The sequence below is a fragment of the Texcoconibacillus texcoconensis genome, assembly GCF_014202575.1.
Taxonomy (GTDB): Bacteria; Bacillota; Bacilli; order Bacillales; family Salisediminibacteriaceae; genus Texcoconibacillus; species Texcoconibacillus texcoconensis.
Genome location: NZ_JACHHB010000005.1, coordinates 60,491 through 82,770 on the forward strand (window position 1 = coordinate 60,491; position 22,280 = coordinate 82,770).

19 protein-coding genes, 1 other RNA gene and 1 other annotated feature are annotated in these 22,280 nt (G+C 40.6%); of the genes, 2 read left to right on the forward strand and 18 right to left on the reverse strand.

The features are described 5' to 3' along the window. Positions 1-8 precede the first annotated feature (8 nt). The 15 genes from HNQ41_RS06660 to HNQ41_RS06730 all read right to left on the reverse strand — a co-directional run bounded on the left by HNQ41_RS06660 (position 9) and on the right by HNQ41_RS06730 (position 17,485). Positions 9-728: a (Fe-S)-binding protein gene (locus HNQ41_RS06660; protein WP_184663648.1), complete on the reverse strand. Its 720-nt coding sequence runs from the start codon at positions 726-728 to the stop codon at positions 9-11. 232 nt (positions 729-960) lie between these two features. After that, positions 961-2,547: an L-lactate permease gene (locus tag HNQ41_RS06665; protein ID WP_184663649.1), complete on the reverse strand. Its 1,587-nt coding sequence runs from the start codon at positions 2,545-2,547 to the stop codon at positions 961-963. Positions 2,548-2,985: 438 nt separating this feature from the next. Continuing rightward, positions 2,986-3,173, reverse strand: a non-coding RNA gene (gene ssrS / locus HNQ41_RS06670) — 6S RNA. Between the two features lie 181 nt (positions 3,174-3,354). After that, entirely contained in the window at positions 3,355-5,160 is a 1,806-nt protein-coding gene (gene aspS, locus HNQ41_RS06675; RefSeq protein WP_184663650.1) for an aspartate--tRNA ligase, read from the reverse strand. An 18-nt stretch (positions 5,161-5,178) separates the two neighbouring features. Beyond that, positions 5,179-6,447 carry a histidine--tRNA ligase gene (gene hisS, locus HNQ41_RS06680; RefSeq protein WP_184663651.1) on the reverse strand — a complete coding sequence of 423 codons (1,269 nt, stop codon included), beginning with the start codon at positions 6,445-6,447 and terminating at the stop codon, positions 5,179-5,181. A 98-nt stretch (positions 6,448-6,545) separates the two neighbouring features. After that, positions 6,546-6,786: a binding site (T-box leader), on the reverse strand. Positions 6,787-6,846: 60 nt separating this feature from the next. After that, positions 6,847-7,038, reverse strand: coding sequence for a hypothetical protein (locus HNQ41_RS06685; protein WP_184663810.1), 192 nt, complete (start codon positions 7,036-7,038; stop codon positions 6,847-6,849). 86 nt (positions 7,039-7,124) lie between these two features. Beyond that, complete coding sequence (gene dtd, locus HNQ41_RS06690) at positions 7,125-7,562, reverse strand: D-aminoacyl-tRNA deacylase (protein WP_184663652.1); 438 nt, start codon at positions 7,560-7,562, stop codon at positions 7,125-7,127. A 22-nt stretch (positions 7,563-7,584) separates the two neighbouring features. Then, entirely contained in the window at positions 7,585-9,765 is a 2,181-nt protein-coding gene (locus HNQ41_RS06695; RefSeq protein WP_184663653.1) for a RelA/SpoT family protein, read from the reverse strand. 609 nt (positions 9,766-10,374) lie between these two features. After that, positions 10,375-10,887: an adenine phosphoribosyltransferase gene (locus HNQ41_RS06700; protein WP_184663654.1), complete on the reverse strand. Its 513-nt coding sequence runs from the start codon at positions 10,885-10,887 to the stop codon at positions 10,375-10,377. Between the two features lie 43 nt (positions 10,888-10,930). Continuing rightward, positions 10,931-13,294, reverse strand: coding sequence for a single-stranded-DNA-specific exonuclease RecJ (gene recJ, locus HNQ41_RS06705; protein WP_184663655.1), 2,364 nt, complete (start codon positions 13,292-13,294; stop codon positions 10,931-10,933). A 76-nt stretch (positions 13,295-13,370) separates the two neighbouring features. Next, a complete protein-coding gene (locus tag HNQ41_RS06710; RefSeq protein WP_184663656.1) occupies positions 13,371-13,694 on the reverse strand; it encodes a LapA family protein in 324 nt (107 codons plus the stop codon). A 6-nt stretch (positions 13,695-13,700) separates the two neighbouring features. Next, the gene (locus HNQ41_RS06715) at positions 13,701-14,609 is read right to left on the reverse strand and encodes a cation diffusion facilitator family transporter (RefSeq protein WP_184663657.1); all 909 of its coding nucleotides are present in this window, start codon (positions 14,607-14,609) and stop codon (positions 13,701-13,703) included. Between the two features lie 167 nt (positions 14,610-14,776). Next, the gene (secF, locus tag HNQ41_RS06720; protein ID WP_184663658.1) at positions 14,777-15,721 is read right to left on the reverse strand and encodes a protein translocase subunit SecF; all 945 of its coding nucleotides are present in this window, start codon (positions 15,719-15,721) and stop codon (positions 14,777-14,779) included. Then, a complete protein-coding gene (gene secD, locus HNQ41_RS06725; RefSeq protein ID WP_184663659.1) occupies positions 15,711-17,027 on the reverse strand; it encodes a protein translocase subunit SecD in 1,317 nt (438 codons plus the stop codon). Before secD ends, secF begins: the two co-directional genes overlap by 11 nt. A 149-nt stretch (positions 17,028-17,176) precedes the next feature. Continuing rightward, entirely contained in the window at positions 17,177-17,485 is a 309-nt protein-coding gene (locus tag HNQ41_RS06730; protein ID WP_184663660.1) for a post-transcriptional regulator, read from the reverse strand. Positions 17,486-17,701: 216 nt separating this feature from the next. Here HNQ41_RS06730 and spoVB point away from each other — a divergent pair, with 216 nt between their 5' ends. Further along, entirely contained in the window at positions 17,702-19,255 is a 1,554-nt protein-coding gene (spoVB, locus tag HNQ41_RS06735) for a stage V sporulation protein B (RefSeq protein WP_184663661.1), read from the forward strand. Between the two features lie 21 nt (positions 19,256-19,276). Here the strand turns inward: spoVB and HNQ41_RS06740 are convergent, their stop codons facing one another. Beyond that, entirely contained in the window at positions 19,277-19,951 is a 675-nt protein-coding gene (locus HNQ41_RS06740; protein WP_184663662.1) for a YetF domain-containing protein, read from the reverse strand. Between the two features lie 139 nt (positions 19,952-20,090). Continuing rightward, positions 20,091-21,380, reverse strand: coding sequence for an ArsB/NhaD family transporter (locus HNQ41_RS06745; protein WP_184663663.1), 1,290 nt, complete (start codon positions 21,378-21,380; stop codon positions 20,091-20,093). A 140-nt stretch (positions 21,381-21,520) separates the two neighbouring features. On the opposite strand from HNQ41_RS06745, the gene HNQ41_RS06750 reads away from it, so the two are divergent. Further along, on the forward strand, positions 21,521-21,901 hold the full coding sequence (locus tag HNQ41_RS06750; protein WP_184663664.1) for a TIGR04086 family membrane protein: 381 nt from the start codon (positions 21,521-21,523) through the stop codon (positions 21,899-21,901). A 101-nt stretch (positions 21,902-22,002) separates the two neighbouring features. Here HNQ41_RS06750 and yajC read toward each other — a convergent pair whose 3' ends face one another. Beyond that, entirely contained in the window at positions 22,003-22,266 is a 264-nt protein-coding gene (yajC, locus tag HNQ41_RS06755; protein ID WP_184663665.1) for a preprotein translocase subunit YajC, read from the reverse strand. Positions 22,267-22,280 lie beyond the last annotated feature (14 nt).

Consider the following 22,280-nt stretch of genomic DNA (forward strand, 5'->3'; position numbering starts at 1 on the left):
CCCTTCGCTTAGCGACTATTTAAAACGTCTGCAATATGCATCACTTTGACTGGCTTTCCTTGACGCTCAATACGTCCGCCGATATTCATTAAACAACCGAGGTCGGCTCCAACAAGAACCTCAGCCTCTGTCTCCTCAACGTGCTGAACCTTTTCATCCACCATTTGTTCAGAAATCGGATTCATTTTCACAGAGAATGTTCCACCAAAACCACAACATTGTTCTTTATTTGGTAGCTCTATAAATGAAATGCCTTTAACATTTTCCAAAAGTTTCATCGGCGCATCTTTAACACCAAGTAAACGAGTCATATGGCAAGACGTATGGTAAGTTACTTTCGCTGGAAAATGAGCGCCAACATCTTCAATCCCTAATACGTCGACGATAAATTGTGTAAGTTCATATGATTTCTCTGCTAATTGTTTCGCTCGTTTTTGCCACTCTGGGTCTTCTTTAAATAAACCTGCATATTCGTGTAACATCGTTGAACATGAACCTGAAGGACTCACAACGTATTCAGCTTCTTCAAATGTTTCAATCATATGTTTTGCAATCTCCCTTGATTCTCGGTGAAATCCACTATTAAAGGCTGGTTGGCCACAACAAGTCTGCTCTTTTGGAAAATCAACTTCGCAACCAAACCGCTCCAACAATTCTACTGTACTTCGACCAACTGATGCCGGATAAACTACATCAGCAAGACAAGTTAAAAACAACGATACTTTCATTCGTTTCTCCCCCTTCAACACATAAGGTCATCTGATGACTTGTGTATATTCTAGGACATAAACGAATTCATATCGTATGGTCACGTACGTTTCAGAGATCCATAGATTGTTTATGTCCTCACCTACCAAATTCAGTTAAACATTTTTCATTAAATAAAAATATTTTTTCATTTTTACTTTCTTAAATGATATCACTCATGAGCCTATACTTCATGGTTATAACATCGACACACTACAAAAGACCTAGTAGTATAAAACCGCCGATCCCTGCTAAAATACCATAAAAGATTGCAGGGCCTAACGTCTTACGGATAATATCCCCTTCTTTTCCTACCAATCCAACTGTAGCACCAGCTGCAACAACGTTGTGGACAGCAATCATATTACCAGCACCAGAACCGACAAGTTGCGCACCCAGTACGACATTTGTGTTCATACCAGCTGCTTCCGCAATACTGTATTGAATAGGTGAAAATGTTAATGTTGAAACTGTTGCACTCCCTGTAATAAATGTACCAAGTTCACCTAGAAATGGCGCCGCAAAAATCCACATACCACCGAAAGCACTCACTAAACCTTGTGCAATATAGTCAGGCATACTAATGAGATTATTCATATTCATGCCAGAGTTACTAAATACTTGAACCATCGCTAACGTCGCTGTCAAAGTAATAGCTGTCGATTTGATCGTCGGAAATGATGATTTGGCTGCACTTGTAAAATTGTTCACCGACTTTCTTTGGGTGAAAACAGCCAATAATGCTGCGACAATCAAAACCGTACCTGGTGAATAAAGAACCTCCCAATTTGATGTAATCCCTTCGATACCTAAGATATTACTCCACGTTAAGTCTATTGCTGACTGCGTAAAATCTTGCAATACTGGTACTGTTCGTGTAAGTAGTAACAAAACAACGACGATCAAATAGGGTGACCAAGCTGCTATTAATCCCATGCTTGATTTTTCTGTATTTACTTCAAACCCTTCTTGTAAAGCATCCGTCCAAACATCCTTCGGTATTAACCAACCTTTTTTCGCCGTAAATGTTGCCACTATTACACCTGTTAGTGAACCTAAAATCGCAACAAATTCTGGACCAAAGAGATTCGCATACATGAAAGCTGAGCCAGTATATGTGATGCCAATAACGAAAGTCCATGGCAACATCGCAATCGCATCTTTGATTCCGTTCCCTTTACCAAAAAACAATGTCAAAATAACAATTAATATGAATGGAATAAAAGTTCCTGCAAACAAATCAATTAATGTTACTGTTACCCCAACCTCATGATATAGTTCTGCACTTGCCACGGGGACATTTCCTAACCCTACTAATACCGGCGTACCTACAGCTCCAAAAGCCACTGCTGAACTATCAGCAATTAATGCAAGGGACACAGCTGCTAATGGTTTAAAACCTAAAGCGAGTAACAACGGTCCCGTTACCATCGCAGGCGCACCAAATCCAGACGCCCCTTCTAATAATGATCCAAATAAAAACGCAACGATGACAACTTGCACACGCATATCTGCAGATATACCTTGAAAGCCTTGGTTAATTCGATCAACCGCCCCAGTATTACGGAGAGTATTTAACAACAATAAAGCCCCAAATAAAATTAATAGAATCGTTATCGTTGTATGTAAACCTTCCAACATTGATGCAAAGATAACCTCTGCTTGCATCCCCCAAACGGTCACTGCTAAGAAAATAACAATGAGTGCACTTAGTGACATCCCTTTCATTGCTGGCATTCTTAATAAAACTAAAAAGAACAATGGTGCAATGATTGCGCTTAATGCGACAAGTAATAACATTCAAACAACCCCCCTTTGTTTGTTTAAAAACGAGTGAAAAGGAATCGAAAATTTGATTTTGTCCGCCTTTAAATTCAACTTGTTATATGATGACCTGATGTTTTAAATGAAACTTATATGATCAGTAAAATACTTGAGTTACTATCCCACCTTTTCTTCTATCTTTTCGCACCATCTCTTCAATCATCAACAGGTCATCAGATGACCTGTTGTAATCGCTTTCATTATATTAGATGTTCACAAATTGTTCAAGTAATTGTTGAAAATAATTCTTTTTTTATTTGAAATTGTCACATTTTCATAGAACTTGTCCAATGAGCATACAAAAAAACTCAGCCATGGAATAAGCTAAGTCTATAAAACCGACCGCTGGGTGAAAGAACATCACCTTAGCATCCGTTTTAATAAACTTACTTCCATGACTGAGTTTAATGATTGGTGGATCCCATCATTGCCGTTACCATCCTCAGTTTCCGAGCCCACCTCTTGGTAACGTGGGTGTCCTGTTCCGCGTTTAATGCGACCTCCCGCTTAACGAGGTATGCAAGCTGCGCGTGAAACTCGGACTCCCGACTTGAAAATGTTGGGCAAAACCTCAGTTCTGTTTCCGAACAATATAGGATCTTCTTCTGAATTAATTACAGTATATCAAAGGTGTTGTAAGCGCTTCAACATAAAATCGTTTCTTTTTCTACAAATATTGATTTAATAAATAATGGTCATACACTCCTAATATAGCCCTGCTAATCATAAAAAAACGGCTAAATCGATGACAATGTCATGATTTAACCGTGATGTTTTTAAAGCTTATTCTTCACTTGCTTGACTTTCCGTTTGCTCATCTTCACGAACATTCACAGAAAGTTGAAGTTCATCCAATTGACCAGGGTCCACTTCACCAGGAGCATTGGTCATAAGGCAACTTGCACTTGCGGTTTTCGGAAACGCAATCGTATCACGTAAGTTATCACGTCCTGCTAAAATCATTACTAGACGATCTAACCCAAGAGCAATCCCACCATGTGGAGGTGTACCATATTCAAATGCATCGAGTAAGAAGCCGAACTTTTCTTTCGCTTCCTCGTCGGAAAAACCAAGCGCCTGGAACATTTGCTCTTGTAATTCGCGTTCGTAAATACGTTGCGAGCCGCCACCAAGCTCATATCCATTCAAGACAAGGTCATATGCTTCGGCACGCACGTTTTCAGGTTCACTTGTTAAACGTTCTTCATCTTCTTTTACAGGACGCGTAAACGGATGGTGTTCTGCGACATATCGGTCTGCATCCTCATCGTAGGATAGAAGTGGAAATTCTGTTACCCATAAGAAGTTGAATTGATTGTAATCAATTAAGTTTAAGTCTTTTGCAAACTTAATACGTAATGCACCTAGACTATCATTAACAACTGAACGTTTATCCGCTACGAAGAAAAGAACATCGCCAGCTTCTGCAGCAAACGTATCAATTAATGCTCGTTGTTTTGTTTCGTCAAAAAACTTCGCGATTGGCCCTTTTACTTCAGTTTCGCTTTCTATTTTCAACCAAGCAAGTCCTTTTGCACCGTAAACTTCGACAACTGAGCTTAAAGCATCTAAATCTTTACGGGAATAATCGTCAGCAATGCCTTTTACACAAATTCCTTTGACTGCTCCGCCATTTTCCACTGTGCTTGAAAACACTTTAAAACCTGAATCTTGAACAAGCTCAGATAACTCAACAAGTTCCATCTCAAAACGAGTATCCGGTTTATCAGATCCGTATCGCTCCATTGCTTCGTTGTAAGACATACGCGGGAATGGACCTTCTACGTCAACACCTTTAACTTTCTTAAGCAACTTCGTCATCATACTTTCCATCATTGCAAGCAAGTCTTCTTTCCCTAGAAACGATGTTTCAATATCAACTTGCGTAAATTCTGGTTGACGGTCTGCACGTAAATCCTCATCACGGAAGCAACGAACAATTTGGAAATAACGCTCAAAGCCTGATACCATCAATAGTTGTTTGAAAATTTGCGGTGACTGCGGTAACGCATAAAACGAGCCCGGATGAACTCGAGAAGGTACAAGGTAATCACGTGCCCCTTCTGGCGTGCTCTTGTTAAGCATGGGTGTTTCGATTTCTAAAAACGCTTCTTCATCTAGAAAGTCACGAATGAACTTCGTTGTTTGGTGACGAAGTTTCATTGTATTTTGCATTTCTGGACGTCTAAGGTCGAGGTAACGATGGCGAAGACGAACATCTTCAGAAGCGTCACTGTCATCTTCAATCATAAAAGGAAGCCCTTTCGAACGATTTAAAATTGACACATGATCTGCAGTGACTTCGATCGTACCTGTTGCAAGATTCTCATTGATCGTTCCAGCTTCACGTTTTATAACGGTTCCCGTCACTTCAATAACGTATTCATTACGAATTTGCTCTGCGGTTTCTAGCGCCTCGGGGTTTTCCTCTACGTTGAAAACGACTTGTACAATCCCTGCGCGATCACGCAAATCAACAAAAATGACTTGTCCTAAGTCGCGGCGTTTTTTTACCCATCCTTTCAATTGGACTGTTTGTCCTATCATTGATTCTGTTAAGTTTCCACATAAGTGCGTTCGTTCGTTCACTGTTGTTACCCCTTTCGTTTATAAGCTAGATTCGATTGTATTCGATATTTCTTCAAAACCTACTGTTTTTTGTTCACCTGAATGCATATTCTTTACATTCACTGTGCCTGCGTTTACTTCATCTTCGCCTATGACAATCGTATAGCTAGCCCCTAGCCTATCTGCAGCTTTAAATTGCCCTTTCATCTTCTTATTTAAGTAATCCATTTCGACGCGGTAACCGTCTTTGCGTAGATGATGAACAACTTGAACAGCTTTTTGCTTTGCCACATCACCCATGACGACGACATAAGCATCAAGTTTATGTTCAATCGGTAATTCAATTCCTTGCGCATCTAAAGCCATGAGTAAACGTTCAATACTTAGAGCAAAACCAATTCCTGGCGCCTGTGGTCCGCCAATATCTTCAACGAGACCATTGTAACGTCCACCACCACTCAACGTAGAAATCGCCCCAAACCCTTCACCTTCTAACATAATTTCAAACGCTGTACTATTGTAATAATCGAGTCCGCGAACAAGGCCTGGGTCAACTTCGTAAGGAATACCGAGGGAATCTAGCTGAGATTTGACCGTTTCAAAATATTCCCTGGATTCATCGTTTAAATAATCTAATATCGAAGGAGCATCCGCCATTAACGGGTGGTCGGAATCTTGTTTACAATCAAGAATGCGTAATGGATTTGTTTCAAGCCGCTCTTTACAGTCGCTACAAAACTCATCGATACTCGGCTCAAAATGACGAACTAAAGCATCACGATGTGCCTTACGACTCGACTGATCACCTAAGCTATTAATAACGAGTTTTACATTGTTTAGCCCAAACTCCCGATAGAAATCCATCGCTAATGCCATCACTTCAACATCAATTGCAGGATCTTCACAGCCTATCGCCTCAATCCCAAATTGAACAAATTGACGCATCCTTCCTGATTGTGGACGTTCATACCGAAACATCGGACCAGTGTAATATAATTTTTGTGGTTGCTCGGCCCATCCATGCATTTTATTTTCAACATATGAACGTACAACTGCTGCCGTTCCTTCTGGACGAAGCGTAATACTACGTCCACCATGATCCTTAAATGTGTACATTTCTTTTTGTACAATATCAGTTGTATCCCCTACACCACGTGCAAAAAGTTCGGTTTGTTCAAACATCGGTGTGCGAATCTCACGATAATTATATCGTTCACACAACTGGCGTGCTTTTTGTTCTATGTATTGCCAACGCTCCGATTCGCCAGGAAGAATATCTTGCGTACCCTTTGGAATCTGATAATTCATATTTATTTCCTCCTCAATCTGAATAAGAAAAGTTGGGTTTAGTTATTCACATTATTAACTATAAAAAAGCATATAAAAAACTCCCCTCCCTGATATTGATCAGGGACGAGAGTATATATCCCGTGGTGCCACCCTAATTGAAGAACGTATATACGTTCTTCCACTTCAAACAGTTAACGCCTGTTAGACGGCTCTACCTAATAAAGGTCATTTCCTCGTTCAGTAAAGCACCTTAGGAGTGTTCATTCATTAAGGTCCATGTAGATGCGCTTACAGCCTATGGCACATCCTCTCTGTTCATAGATGATCTTAATTACTATGCTCCCTCAACGGTATTTTCGACGGCTTTTCGTATAGTAATGTATTTTAAGGTTCTAAAGGGCGCTTGTCAATCATCATTTAAGAAGGTGAAATGCTATCGCGCCCCATTTGTTTTTTTAAATTCCTTACATCTTTTAGCGCTAGCCCGAACTCTTGCGCTAATTCGAAATTACTTAATACTGCTTCCTTTTCAATAAATTGGTGTAAATTAACACCAAACAAATTCATATCACTACGCGCTAAACGGCGCCCTTGATGAGCTGTACGCACGTCTATCACCCTCCCGCAATATTGGTTTGGTGATAGCATGCCCATTGCTACAGACCGTTACACATTTAGCTTAACTTTAGTTAGGATTAGCTTTCAACGATCAACGTAACAGGACCATGGTTCGTGAATTGAACATCCATCATCGCACCAAAGGTACCCGTTTCAACTTGAAGTCCCTTTTCGCGCAATTTATCATTAAATGTTTCATATAAAGCTTCTGCTTGCTCTGGTTTCGCAGCTGCAGTGAAGTTTGGTCGACGCCCTTTGCGGCAATCACCATATAATGTGAATTGCGAAATGGACAATATCGCTCCTCCGACATCTAACACGGAATCGTTCAACTTTCCATCAGCATCTTCAAAAATCCGTAAGTTGGCAATTTTATCAGCGACATAGTCAACGTCCTTTTCCCCATCATCATGGGTAATGCCAACGAGCAACACGAGGCCATGGTCAACTTGTCCTACTACTTCGTTATCTACGTATACTTGAGCATCATTAGCCCGTTGAACGATCACTCGCATGAACTATCCTCACCTTTTTTAATTAATGCATCACTCTTTGTACCGAATAGATATCTGGGATTCGTTTTATTCGCTCAACAACTTTTTGCAAATGCGCGACATTTTGGATAGAAATTGTCATGTCTATCGTCGCGACTTTATTTTTATCCGACCTACCAGATACAGCATTGATATTCGTCTTTGTTTCTGTGACTGCTTGTAACACTTCGTTTAATAGACCTCGACGGTCATAGGCAGTGACTTCAATATCAACTTGATAATTTTTACTCTTTTGCGTTCCTTCCCATTCGACAGGTAAGAGACGTTCTCGAACACTTTCATCTAAAATATTTTGGCAATCAGAACGGTGAATTGAAACACCACGACCTTTTGTAATATACCCAACGATGTCGTCCCCTGGGACAGGATTACAGCAGCGTGAAATACGTATAAGCATATTATCCACGCCTTTGACACGTACACCAGTCGTCGTCTTTTGACGTTTCTTTTCTGTGTGAGCATCAGAGATTGCTTCTTCTAGCGTTTGGTTCACTTGTTGTTCTTCTTCTTGCTTTTTACGAATCGAATCCGTTAGTCGCGTCACAATTTGAGCAGCGGTAATACCTGAGTATCCAACTGCAGCATACATATCCTCTTCGGATGAAAAATTAAATTTATTAGCTACTGTTTCAATGTTCTCATTTGTCAGAACATCTTTCAGTTCATAGCCACGACGTTGAATTTCTTTTTCAACGAGGTCTTTTCCTTTTTCGATATTTTCTTCACGCCGTTCTTTCTTAAACCATTGGCGGATCTTATTTTTCGCATGCGAACTTTGGGTAATTTTTATCCAATCTTGACTAGGTCCGTAAGAGTGCTTCGACGTCAATATTTCGACAATATCGCCCGTTTTTAATTTATGGTCGAGCGGTACCATTTTCCCGTTTACTTTTGCACCAATACAACGGTTTCCAACTTCAGTATGAATACGATACGCAAAATCAAGGGGAACAGATCCTTTTGGAAGTTCAATAACATCACCTTTCGGACTGAAAACAAAGACCATGTCCGAGAAAAGGTCAATTTTCAGCGATTCCATAAACTCTTGGGCATCATTTGTATCATCTTGCCACTCGAGGATTTCCCGGAACCATGTGAGTTTCGTTTCCAAAGATTCTCCATTTACAGCCGCTTTCCCCTCTTTATAAGCCCAGTGAGCAGCAACCCCGTATTCAGCAACTTTATGCATCTCTGCAGAACGTATTTGCACTTCTAACGGATCACCTTTTGGACCAATGACGGTCGTATGCAATGATTGGTACATGTTTGCTTTCGGCATAGCGATGTAATCCTTAAAACGACCGGGCATCGGCTTCCAATGAGTATGGATGATTCCCAATACTGCATAGCAATCTTTAATGTTATTAACGATAATACGAACAGCAAGAAGATCATAAATTTCATTAAACTGTTTATTTTGCAATACCATTTTGCGATAAATGCTATAGATATGTTTCGCACGTCCGTGAATATCAGCCTTCACATTTACATTTTCCAGTTTGTCCTCAATTTTATCGACAACACCATCGATATACTCTTCACGTTCAGCGCGTTTTTTCTTCATTAAATTCACAATTCGATAATACTGCTGTGGATTTAAATAACGAAGCGCTGTATCTTCAAGCTCCCATTTGATGGCTGAAATACCGAGACGATGAGCTAAAGGGGCGAAAATTTCTAAAGTTTCGTTAGCAATGCTCCGTTGTTTTTCTGGCGGTAAATGCTTTAACGTACGCATATTGTGCAATCGGTCTGCCAGTTTTATCAGGATCACACGAAGGTCTTTGGCCATGGCAACAAACATTTTACGGTGATTCTCTGCTTGTTGCTCTTCCTTTGATTTATATTTAATCTTTCCTAGCTTCGTGACTCCATCTACGAGCATCGCTACTTCCTCACCAAAAGAGGATTCTAAATCTTGTAACGTAAAATCTGTATCTTCAACAACATCATGTAAAAACGCTGCCGCTACAGTATTAGCATCCATCCCTAGCTCAATAAGGATACTAGCTACTTGCACAGGGTGCCATATATATGGTTCTCCAGACTTCCGAAACTGTTCCCGGTGTGCATACTCCGCATATTCATAGGCCTGACGTAAAAACGATACGTCCTCTTGAGACATATATTCACTTGCTTGTTCTAACACTTGCTCACTCGTCATGGAATCACCTAATTTACTTTCTAAAATCATCGGTTTTATTTTTGGTTAAGGACCTGTCGAAAAAAGTAACGTTCCGTTTGAATATAATGTATAGCATAACATATTATTCGAAAAAAAGAGAAATGTTTTAAACTGGCAATTTCATCTTTTCACGACGCTCTTTTCATAAACTTGGTTGTTTTTGATAAACTCAGAGAAGCGTAAGATGGCGGCCCTAGGTAGTTAAACTCGGTTACGCCCATCGTGTCGATCGCTTCGGACATTGATTCCGTTATTTACTTAAAAAGGGCTGATTTTGGTCTTTTCATGGACACGAGTTCCGCTATTTGTAAATAAACGCTCTTTATTGCATGCAAAAGAGACCATGAACGGAACAGATGTCCGTCCGACTCCTAAAAATAGCGTACTAGGCTGAAGTAACGGAACGTATGTCCGCGGCGGCGAAACACAAGCCACCTAAAACAGCCCTTTCCTTCTATAATTGAATCACATATAAACAAAAGAAAGTGATGTGACCTCACTTCTTTCATACACAAACGATAACCTGCATATACAAGTTATCGTTTGTGTATGAAAGAAAAGAGCGCTCAATTCGAGCACTCTTGCTCTTTAATATTGCATTAATGTAAATACATCGTAACCTTCAAGCTTGTCACGACCTTCTAAGTACGTCAATTCAATAAGAAAAGCGATACCTACAACTGTGCCACCTAACTGCTCGACCATTTCGATGGTAGCTTCAATTGTTCCACCTGTAGCTAACAAGTCATCCGTAATCAATACCTTTTGACCTGGTTGAATTGAATCTTTATGCATCGTTAAACGATCTTTACCGTATTCTAAGCCATAATCTACTCCAACAACTTCTCGCGGAAGTTTTCCTGCTTTGCGAACAGGGACAAAACCAATTTCAAGCGCATATGAAAGTGGACAACCTACAATGAACCCTCGCGCTTCAGGGCCGACAATTAAGTCCGCTCCTTTTTGTTTTGCGAAGTTACCCAATTCATCAATCGCCTTGCGAAATGCTTCTCCATTTTCCATTAAAGTCGTTATATCTTTAAATTTGATTCCCTCTTTTGGGAAATCTTCGACAACCGTAATATACTCTTTAAAATCCATCTTCAATGTTCCTCCTAGCGTCGATTCAAATTCATCCAGTTACTCAGGCTTGTACCGTTACTCTTTCCTTATTTTCAATCATTGCCGCAAACTTTTGCTTTAACTCTTGATACGAAGAGAATAGATATTCTTGTTCTATCTTTGTTTCTTCGATTTTGCGTTGATACGTTAAGGAGTCCGTAAGTGATCGTTTTTCGGGTTGATCAACAATCTTCACTGTGCCCTCATTTATTTTAACAAAATCCAATTCAAAAAACACCTGTATCATAAACGTTAAATCTTCTTTTCTCCATCCTCGAGCCTTGATGAGCTTTGCTGTCTGCGTTTCGAGGTGGAAAATGTGATGTTTTTTTAAAAATGCATAAAACCATCGAAAATCTTCTTTTGAAGGAGCACCTGAGAAAAATTGGCTCTCTCTTTGATGAAAAATAGGATAGATTCGATCAGGACAACCAATGTTCTTAAACCATGTCGTCACTTGTTCTTCGGTGATCGGTAAGTCAAGTAAAACTAAGAAACGTCCGTTAACATCAATGGGTTGACTTCCTCGCCCATCAAACCCAATCGATATCGTTTCCCATTGATTCGCAACATCCTTCATTTCATGTAATGTCTCTTCACGAAAACTGACACATAAAATACGCTTCTTCGGTAAGCCTTGTAATCGGTCAGCGATTTGTTTCTCACCACGTAAGTCAAATAACTGCCATTCATCCACGGCGATATCTTTCATCATTAATTGTGGCTTTCTGTGTCCATTCCATTCATTAATCGATAATGCACCAACAACATCAACTGGTGATTGTAGCGATAAATCATCATACACTTCACCAAACCGAAAACCGATCGCATCTAAAGAATGACCACCGTGTTCAAACATCACTTTTAAGTGGTTACGTTCTGCTCCGATTCTACGCTTTTGAGCAAGAGATAGTCCTTTAAGAAGAACGTTTGGTTTTGGGTTTTCTATTCCAAACGGAGCTAACCGCTGTAAATCTTCAATCGCTTCTTCCGTAACCTCTTGAATATCTGCTACAAGGTCGATGTTCGTTAGTGGTGTAAAATCTTCTGCTGTGAGAACCGATTTTGCTTGATCATTTAATTGTTGACGAAGGCGTTCAATATCTGTCGTTTCCATCGTTAAACCTGCAGCCATTTTGTGTCCACCAAAGCGTGGGAGCCATTCGCGACATTTAGAGAGTTCTTCAAACATGTTAAACCCTTCGATACTCCTAGCAGATCCTTTCGCTAACCCGGTCTCAGGATTAATACTAAGCACGATCGTTGGACGGTAGTAAGCCTCAACGAGACGGCTGGCGACAATGCCAATCACGCCTTCATTCCATCCTTCTTTGGCTACGACGATGACGCTTGACTCTCCATTAGGGTCTCGTGCTTCAACTTCCTTTTTGGCTTCTTCTGTAATATCCCGGACAATCCCTTGGCGTTGTTCGTTCAATTGATTAATCTGTTTTGCATACGCTTGTCCTTCTTCAAAAGTTGTTGCGGTCATCGCCATAAGGGCAGGGTCTGCAGAATCTAATCGACCAGCTGCATTAATCCGTGGACCTATAGCAAAACCGATTTCTTCTTCTGATAAGACACTATCGTCAATGCCACACTCGTATTTTAACGCTTGTAAGCCAGGATGCGTCGTCTGTTTCAAGACGATAATTCCTCGTTTAGCCAAATAACGATTTTCCCCTGTTAAAGGTACCAGGTCGGCAATTGTACCGATCGCGACGTGGGCCAATAACTGTTCTGAAAACGATCCTAATAATGCACAGGACAATTTAAATGCGACCCCTACCCCTGCTAATTCAGGGAACGGATACGTACATCCAGGTTGCTTTGGATTGATGGTCGCATATGTATTAGGCAATTCTGGTGGTGGCTCATGGTGGTCGGTGACAATTAAATCAATGCCTAATTCTTTTGCAACTTTTGCTTCTGCTACCGCTGATATCCCGGTATCAACAGTGATGATCAATTTACACCCAGCATCATGTGCTTGTCTAAAAGCCGCTTCGTTTGGACCATATCCTTCCGTAAATCGGTTGGGAATATACGTATCAACAACAGCACCTAATGATGCTAATGTTTCATACAAAACGGCAGTACTACTCACACCATCCGCATCATAATCACCAAAAATAAGAACCGGTTCCCTGTTACGAATAGCTGTTTGAATACGTGGCACCGCCTCATTCATCCCCTTCAATAAAAAAGGGTCATGAACCGATGTTTCATCTATTTGTAAAAAAGAAGCAATATCTTCTTCCGATTGAAAACCTCGCTCAGCGAGTACTTTTGCTGTTAACGTTGAAACACCAAACCGTTCGACATATTGTTGCACGACTGTTTGGTTATGTTCTGGATATTCCCATCTCGTATTTGCTCGTAACATTAAAAACCACCCCTGACCAAGCTATTATACAAAAGCTCGCTTGAGGTGGCAATCTTTAACGTAGAGGATGTTTTTGTCATTCTTGTTTTTTATTCTTATTGTCGTTTTTTTGCTTTTCGTTAGAACTTGATTTCTCCTTGGAGGCTAACCGCTCTTTCAAGCGTTCATTTTCTTGTTTTACTTGTCGTAAATCTTGTTGAACATAATACAACTTGTACATTCCTACGCCTCCGACAATTACAGCCCCCATCACCACTGAGCCAATGATCACGAGAACAAGCGGCCACTCTGCCTGTCCGAATAAATAATTCACTTCAACAGGATCTACATTTATAACAGCAAAAATCGTAATTAAGAACACGACGACAAGACCTACAATCAGTCCCCATTGACCTTTCATGTTAAATCAACCTCCTGGTTCTTCATACGGATTAATATGAACACGAACATCTTGTACATAATCATCAACGAGCGCTTCTTTTACACACTTACCAATTCGATGTCCTTCTTCAACAGTAATCTTTGGATCTACTGCTACTTTAATATCTATGATTACATAATGGCCGTGCTCGCGCGCTAAAAACTCGTCAATCTTCTCGACGCCTTCTACCCCAGCAGCTTTCTTACGCATCTCTTCTGTATCTTCATCATGCAAAACATGGTCAAGCGTATTATGGATCGACTGACTCCCCAATTTCCAGGCCATCCGCAAAATTAACACTGCCACAAATACACCTGCTAGCGGATCAGCATAAACTAACCATTGAATGTCCAATGCTCCTCCAATAATCGCTGCTCCAATACCTAAAAGCGCTGCCGCAGAGGAATAAGCATCTGAGCGATGGTGCCAAGCATCTGTTACTAATGCTTCACTATTGTATTTTTTACCCAAGTGAAGCTTTATACGAAACATCAGTTCTTTTACGACGAGCGAGAAAAATACAGCATATATAGCGACGACTTTCGGAACATCAATCGGTTCAAAAAAAGCCTCAATGGCATTGAAGGCGATTTCTAAACCGACAAAAAACAATAACACTGCTACGATGATCGCTGTAACCGACTCAGCTTTCCCATGACCGTACGGATGGTCCTGGTCAGGGGGACGCTTCGCTGCCCGTACACCAACTAAAACGGCGATTGACCCTACAACATCAGAAGCTGAGTGAACAGCATCTGCTACTAGTGCCCGACTGTTAGCAATAAAACCGACTCCACCTTTAATGACAGCTAACAACACATTCCCAATAATGCCAATCCATGCACCAAGGCGTACCTTTTGATAACGTTCTTCATTGTAATCTTTATTTCCCACAATACGCACACTCCTTGACGAACTCTCCCCGAAACATCGATCGCCTATTAGTGTAACCCCTCATTTTTCAAAACATGAAAAAAGTTGGCTCAACATGACATCCATCTTCATCCTTTCCTAAATGACGACGTATGGATGGTTCATAATGAGCCAACTCCTCTTATACATTATCCTTCTGGTTGAGGGTCTTCTACTTCTTGTTTATCACCATCAAAGCGACGACGCTCAATCTGTCTTCCTTTAAATCCTAACCAAATTTGTGCAGCGATAAATAACGACGAATACGTACCTGCAACTAGACCAACGACAAGTGCGAAGGAGAAGGAACGAATCGCTTCTCCGCCAAAAATAAACAACGCACCGGCAGCGAAAACGACAGTAAGAACCGTGTTAATCGAACGAGCCAATGTTTGCACGAGACTTTTGTTAACGACACGTGCTACATCCTCTTTTGTTTTGACCTTTTTCTCTAATTGCATATTTTCACGAATTCGATCAAAGGTAACGATCGTATCGTTAATCGAATAACCAACGATCGTTAATACTGCTGCGATAAATGTGATATTCACTTCAATCTGTAAAACCGTAAAGATCGTTAAAATCCAGAGCGTATCATGCAATAATGCAATGATCGCTGATACACCAGATAAAAACTCAAAACGAATACTTACGTATATTATAATCCCGACTGCGGCGATGGCAACAGCAATGATCGCATTTTGCGCCAACTCTTCAGCAACAAGAGGCGTAACGGTACTAATCGTCGGTGTATGTCCGTACGTATCCTCAAAATGGTCTTGAATCATTAACGTCTCATCTTGACTCAAGTCACCTATGAAAGCAACATGGGCGATTTCATGATCATCTCCAGCCAAGGTAATGTCATCGGGTTCAAAACCGATGCTTGCAAACTGCTCTTCGACTTCTTCTGCAGTTAACGTGTCATCAGCAAGTACTTCCACAGTTGTACCACTTCTAAAATCGATCCCTAAGTTCATACCGATTGTCATGAGCAGCACCAAGCCGACCATTAAGAAGATCCCTGAAAATGCAAAAAATTTCTTTCGATGTTTAACAAAATCTATTCGAGAGTTTAACGGATCAAAGTTCACGAATTTCACGCTCCTTCACGCCGAACATCCGCGGTTTCTTGTTGAGGATACGGCTATTCACCCATAATCCTAATAGTAAACGTGTCCCCAGAACTGCTGTTAAAAAGCTTGTCAAAATACTGACAATCAGCATAACCGCAAATCCTTGTACAGCACTTGTCCCAAAGTAAACGAGAACACCTGCTGCTAACAACGTCGTGATGTTGGCGTCTAAAATGGTTGACAACGAACGACGGTTCCCTGATTTAAACGCACTCATCGTTGATTTTCCAGAGCGTAACTCATCTTTAATCCGTTCGTACGTAATAATATTGGCGTCAACGGCCATACCTACCCCGAGTACAAGTGCAGCAATTCCAGGAAGGGTAAGAACTGCGTTCATCCAATTAAAGATCACTAAGACAACATACATGTAAGCCGTCAATGTTACAACAGCAATGACTCCCATAAAACGATAGTAAGCAAGCATGTAAGCAAAGATTAGTGCCACACCGATTAAACCAGCAATAACTGTCTGCTCCATCGCTTGTTCACCAAGAGAAGCTCCGACAGAATTGGAATAGACTTCTTCTAATTCCACAGGAAGTGCACCAGAGTTTAAAATCCCTGCCAGTTCTTGCGCTGATTCGGTTGTGAAGCTCCCGGAGATCATAATATCCGTCTCGTATAAAGCGCCACTGGAAAAACCAGGAGCCGAGATAATTTTTGAATCTTCTTTCATGATCTCCTCTTCGAACGTATCTCCTTCTTCATAATCAAGCCAAATCGCCATCACTTCATCCGGTCCATCGTAGTTATCGATGATATGCTGAGACGCATCCCCCATTTTTTGGGCATCTTGTAGCGTTACCGTAACAATGGGTTCATTGGTATCTTGATGATAATTTTGTCTAGCCCCACCTTCTACAAGGTCAGACCCATCCATTAATAAGTTGTCATCAACATCACGGAATGACAGCTCCGCTTCTGTTGCTAACAATTCCCGTGCAGATTGCTGGTCAGAAACTCCTGCCAGTTGGACACGAATCCGATTATCACCCTCAATGGTAATAGATGGTTCTGATACACCAAGGACATCGATACGAGCGTTTAGAGAATCAACTGTATCGCTCAATGTTTCACTATTGATTTCCTGGTCATCATCGATTGGATGTGCTTCGTATAATACTTCAAAACCGCCTTGCAAATCGAGCCCTAGGTTAATATCTTCAGCGGTGTCAAATACTGTTGACGCAATCAACGCGCCGACAGCGATGACAATCGCAAAAAAGAGCGCAATGCGGCCTTTTTTTACTCCTTTTTTCATCGATGCTAATGCCTCCTTCAAGTCTACCTTCATAAAAAAGCGATTCATTATGTAAAAATCGCAGGATTTGGAAACGATCCTTTATAAAACAAGTTGGCAAAGGCCAATAGAACAATTATAGCGACGTTTTTTTCAAGATGTCAATGACCTTAAGACGACTCCCCTTCTGAAGTTGGAGATGGTTCAAAATCTTCAAGTCGAAATGTACCCTCATCATTAAATAAACTAGGAGCCTGATAAACCTGCATTGTCAGCCAATTCATGTATTCATTAGGCGAAAGGCGCAATAGATCACTGACCGCTTGATGAATATGAATCGGAGGGTTATTTTTCCATTTATTTTGTAAACATTGCCATACATCTTCTGAAGATGCGCGCTCATAACCGAGGTGGTGAAACTCGTCCACTTTACTTTCTAACACAACTTGTAACTCTTCCTTCCACACGTCTTGATTCATTGTGCATGAAACCTCCCTGATCTCCTGTTTGTATGTTTAGTTATGTATGTAAACAGCGTTCATATTTTCATCTACAAGTTTACCTTCTAACGTAACCATGATTCAATTGCTTTTTCATTTTTGTTCGAAACTCTGAAAACTTGTCATGCTTGGCCACCTTTTTTGCATATAGTTCAGTAGATATAAACGATAAGATCCGAGAAGGTAGGGCCGTACATGTCTAAACAATCGTTTCTTAAAGGAGCATTCATTTTAATAGCTGCAGGTTTTATCACACGTGCACTAGGGTTCATTAATAAAATCGTTGTTGCACGCATTATGGGCGCTGAAGGGGTCGGCCTTTATATGATGGCCGTACCGACACTGTTGCTCATCATTACGCTTACACAACTTGGACTTCCCGTAGCAATATCCAAACTTGTCGCTGAAGCTGAAGCGGTCAATGACCGACAAAGAGTAAAGCGTATTCTCGTCGTTTCATTATCAGTGACAGGGATTTTAAGTGTTGTTTTCACAACGCTGATGATCTTATTAGCGCCATTTGTTTCTTCAACATTTTTAACCGATGAGCGTGCCTTTTACCCATTAGTGGCGATATCACCAATTGTACCGATCGTTGCGCTATCCTCGGTTATGCGCGGATATTTTCAAGGTTTACAAAACATGAAACCAACAGCTTACTCTCAAATGATTGAGCAAGTTGTTCGCATCTCATTTGTCGCGTTATTTACGAGTATGTTTCTACCACACGGCGTTGAATATGCTGCAGCTGGGGCGATGATTTCTGTCGTCATCGGCGAACTCGCTTCTCTTTTATTTATGATTTGGATTTTTCGCAGAAACAAACCGTTTCGGGTCCGACACGACTTTTTTCAGTTTGCAAAAGGCGGACGCAAAACGTTTGACGATTTAATGACCATCGCTTTACCTACAACAGGCAGTCGTTTAATTGGATCTCTCTCCTTCTTTTTTGAACCGATTGTCGTATCACAAAGTTTGGCGATTGCTGGTGTAGCAACAGCTGTTGCTACAGCCCAATATGGTGAACTCTCTGGGTTTGTTATTCCGTTGTTAATGTTACCAACTTTTATTACGGCATCACTTTCCGTTTCACTAGTGCCTGCAATTAGTGAAGCCCACTACCAAAAAAATTATGAAATGATTCACACTCGGCTAGGGCAAGCACTTAGACTCGCGCTTGTCTCCGGCGGCGGTTCTATTGTCGTCCTTTACGTTTTCGCAGAACCAATTATGGATTTAGTCTATGATGCACCAAGCGTTGCTACTTATTTGAAAGTTATGGCGCCATTTTCACTATTTCTTTACTTTCAAGGGCCCCTTCAGGCCGCTTTACAAGCAATGAATTTAGCAAGAGCCGCGATGATGAATAGCTTGATTGGAGCGATTGTAAAAATGGCCGCTATTTTCATTCTCGCCTCTCGACCAGAACTCGGCATTATGGGGGCAGCATTGGCCGTTGTCATCGGCTTTATTCTCGTTACACTCTTACATTTCGCAACATTAGTTAAAGCAATCAGCTTTACCATCTACATTAAAGATGTCGTTAAAGTTTTAATTGCAATTACCATTACAGGCGTAATTGCAGCAACTTTAAAAGGCCAAGCTTTTTCGAATGAAACATTGCTGATGAAAACGTCTCTTGGCGTCTTCATTTCAATGGGCGTTTATTTTACATTAATCATCATGAGCGGGCTTGTTAAAAAAGAAGAGTGGAAGAAAATACCGTTTATTAATCGGTGGATTTCTTAAGATGGCTACGATTAGCCATCTTTATTTTTTCCGATCATTAATATCAATATATAAGCGGTTACCTCTTTTCAAGGAGCAATACGATATATCTCCAATATCATCGTAACCCAGCTTTCTTAGCTCTTGTCGCAACCACAAGGTGCTTTTCCCGGCATTTCCCACATGATCTTCTTGGATTTCACCATCTAAAATTAGTGGAAATGGATAACTTAATAAGTGTTCCTCTTCATCTTCCCACCCTCCTTCACCTTCTTTTAAAATGACAGACAATTCTCCTGAAGCTTCTAATATGGCAAATTCCACCTTGTCAACATCACTAATTTGTTGTTGACGAAGTTGGGCCATGAGATCATCAAAGTTATAACGCTGTTTTCGCATTTCCTCTTCATCTATTTTTCCACGATGAATTAAAATTGATGGCTTACCATCAATCAATTGCCTTAACTTTTTACTTTTTAACGATACGTAAGCAAGAGAAATTTGAATAAGCATCAATAGAATAATCGGAACAAGTTGCCTTGCCATCGACACTTCCGTATTCTCAATCGATAAAACGGCTAATTCAGCGATCATAATTGAAACAACAAAATCAACGATTGATAATTGCCCAATTTCCCTTTTTCCCATGAGGCGAAATACAAGTAAAATGACGATGTAGATAATGACTGTTCGTAAAATGATTGTCCCATATACCACCGTTTTTTTATCTCCTTTTCACATTGTCGAAGAGCACATTGGCTACCTTTAGTCTCCCCCGACACATAAAAAAACATGTCTCTTGGAAAATCTTATTTTCACGCAACATTCGAGACTTCATAACTTAAAAAAGCCGCTTTTATAAAAGCGGCATAAGATAACGAACATATAGATATACACTTGAAATGATAAATGAGATCAGCGCAGTCGGCGCACCTATTTTTAAAAAGTCCATATACGTAAAAGGTTGTTTTGCTTTTATGGCTAAACCAGCAACAATGACATTAGAAGAGGCACCGATCAACGTACCATTCCCTCCAAGACATGCCCCCAATGCGAGCGCCCACCATAGTGGATCCAAATCTTGCATCCCATATTCTTGAAATTCTAGAATAACAGGAATCATCGCAGCCACAAAAGGAATGTTGTCAACAAAACCTGAAAGTATGCCCGACACCCATAGAATGAGCATAGATGTCTTCGGGACATCTCCTTCTGTGTAATAAATGATGGATTTTGCAATCTCATCGATAATCCCTACTTCTTGTAAACCACCAACAAGCATAAATAAACCGATGAAGAAAAATAATGTCACCCATTCAACAGATCCCAACACTTCCTCTGTATCTTGTTCTCGTTGGGTAAGAAGCATTAATAACAAAGCCCCAGCCATCGCGATGCTCGTTAGTTCTACTTGAAGAATTGGCTGTAGCATAAAACCTACTGTTGTCATCGTTAGAACCATAAGCGATTTAAACAATAAAGGGGCTTCTCCTAAATACGCTTTTGGATCCATTGACATTAACGCTTTCCGCTTATCAACACTTACTGTTAACTGTTTGCGATATAAAAGGGCTACACCTACCATAACAACGATAAAGACAACGATAACGACAGGCCCTAGGTGAACAAGGAACGAGTTAAATGTTAAATGGTCAACAGCTTGGCCAATCATTAGATTCGGTGGGTCTCCAATTAATGTTGCGGTTCCCCCAATATTAGAAGCAAGAATCGTTGCTAACAAGTACGGAATCGCTGAAACCTCCAGCATCCGAGTCAACGTTAAAATAATCGGAACGATAAGGAGAACCATCGTCACATTATTTAAAAATGCCGATCCTACCCCTGTCATCGTCGCTGTGAAAATAAGCAACAAAATCGGCCTTCCCCTTATCAATTGAGCGACTTTAATAGCAACATATTCGAAAAATCCACTTTGACTCGTAATTGATACGAGAATCATCATCGACAACAATAGTACAATCGTGTGCCAATCTATATGCTCAACAAAGGTAGCATCCAAATCTAAGACACCAACAAACAGCATAAGCACACCGCCAAAACACGCAACAAGTGCACGATTGACTTTTTCTGTCATGATGAATATATAACTTATTACGAAAATTAAAAACGCGGCGGTGACCTCCATAACCGTTCCCCTTTCAATCTCGTCCATTCTGTACATGCCTATGTATGACATGGGGTGTTCATGATTGAAAATCCAACTTCTAAATGAGACGAGCCGAGAATACAATGAGGTAAACGATACTAGCATGAGGAGGGGAACGAATGGTAGAACGTTCATTCGGACTTGCGATAAGTCGGGGGTTGCTCGTTTGTTTTGTATTCATTTTACTTACAAGCTTTATCGCATCACTTGTCTTACGGTTTACATCTATGACCGAAACATCAATCGGTTGGGTTCTTACTGTCTTTTCATTTATCGCTTTGTTTGCAGGAGGACTCATTGCAGGAGGGTTATCTGGTCAAAAAGGGTGGCTTGCTGGAGGAGCAACAGCTCTACTTTTTACATTTATCATTTACTTAATGACGACACTTGGATATGATCAAAACTTTACTGTACAAGAATGGTTAAGACATGGAGGCTATTTAGCAAGTTCAGTCGTTGGCGGCGTATTAGGTGTAAACATATTTAATTCACAATCATAGCTAAATCGGATCATTTACATTTCATGAAAACAAAAAGAGGCACTCAAGAAAAGGTTCGTGACTGAACCCTCTTCCATGAGTGCCTCTTTTTCATTTGCCGATTAGTCTGGATTCACAACTTCTCGAACGGATTGGCGATCGAACGTTAGTTTTTGTTCACCGTTAACTTGAACAATGATACGGTCGTCATCAATCGCATCAATCGTTCCATGAACGCCACCAATCGTAATAATCTTATCTCCTTTTTGCAACGTATTATGCATTTCTTGTATTTTTTTCTGACGCTTTTGCTGTGGACGAATCAACAAGAAATAAAACACCGCAAACATAAGGAGTAATGGTAAAAGTGCTCCTAATAATTCCATTCTTTCACCCCTTT

Excerpts from the sequence above, each read along its gene's own strand:
- HNQ41_RS06660 (WP_184663648.1), bottom strand. The coding sequence starts at position 728 with ATGAAAGTATCGTTGTTTTTAACTTGTCTTGCTGATGTAGTTTATCCG.
- HNQ41_RS06665 (WP_184663649.1), bottom strand. The coding sequence starts at position 2,547 with ATGTTATTACTTGTCGCATTAAGCGCAATCATTGCACCATTGTTCTTT.
- hisS (WP_184663651.1), bottom strand. The coding sequence starts at position 6,447 with ATGAATTATCAGATTCCAAAGGGTACGCAAGATATTCTTCCTGGCGAA.
- dtd (WP_184663652.1), bottom strand. The coding sequence starts at position 7,562 with ATGCGAGTGATCGTTCAACGGGCTAATGATGCTCAAGTATACGTAGAT.
- HNQ41_RS06695 (WP_184663653.1), bottom strand. The coding sequence starts at position 9,765 with ATGACGAGTGAGCAAGTGTTAGAACAAGCAAGTGAATATATGTCTCAA.
- HNQ41_RS06700 (WP_184663654.1), bottom strand. The coding sequence starts at position 10,887 with ATGGATTTTAAAGAGTATATTACGGTTGTCGAAGATTTCCCAAAAGAG.
- recJ (WP_184663655.1), bottom strand. The coding sequence starts at position 13,294 with ATGTTACGAGCAAATACGAGATGGGAATATCCAGAACATAACCAAACA.
- HNQ41_RS06710 (WP_184663656.1), bottom strand. The coding sequence starts at position 13,694 with ATGAAAGGTCAATGGGGACTGATTGTAGGTCTTGTCGTCGTGTTCTTA.
- secD (WP_184663659.1), bottom strand. The coding sequence starts at position 17,027 with ATGAAAAAAGGAGTAAAAAAAGGCCGCATTGCGCTCTTTTTTGCGATT.
- HNQ41_RS06730 (WP_184663660.1), bottom strand. The coding sequence starts at position 17,485 with ATGAATCAAGACGTGTGGAAGGAAGAGTTACAAGTTGTGTTAGAAAGT.
- spoVB (WP_184663661.1), top strand. The coding sequence starts at position 17,702 with ATGTCTAAACAATCGTTTCTTAAAGGAGCATTCATTTTAATAGCTGCA.
- HNQ41_RS06745 (WP_184663663.1), bottom strand. The coding sequence starts at position 21,380 with ATGGAGGTCACCGCCGCGTTTTTAATTTTCGTAATAAGTTATATATTC.
- HNQ41_RS06750 (WP_184663664.1), top strand. The coding sequence starts at position 21,521 with ATGGTAGAACGTTCATTCGGACTTGCGATAAGTCGGGGGTTGCTCGTT.
- yajC (WP_184663665.1), bottom strand. The coding sequence starts at position 22,266 with ATGGAATTATTAGGAGCACTTTTACCATTACTCCTTATGTTTGCGGTG.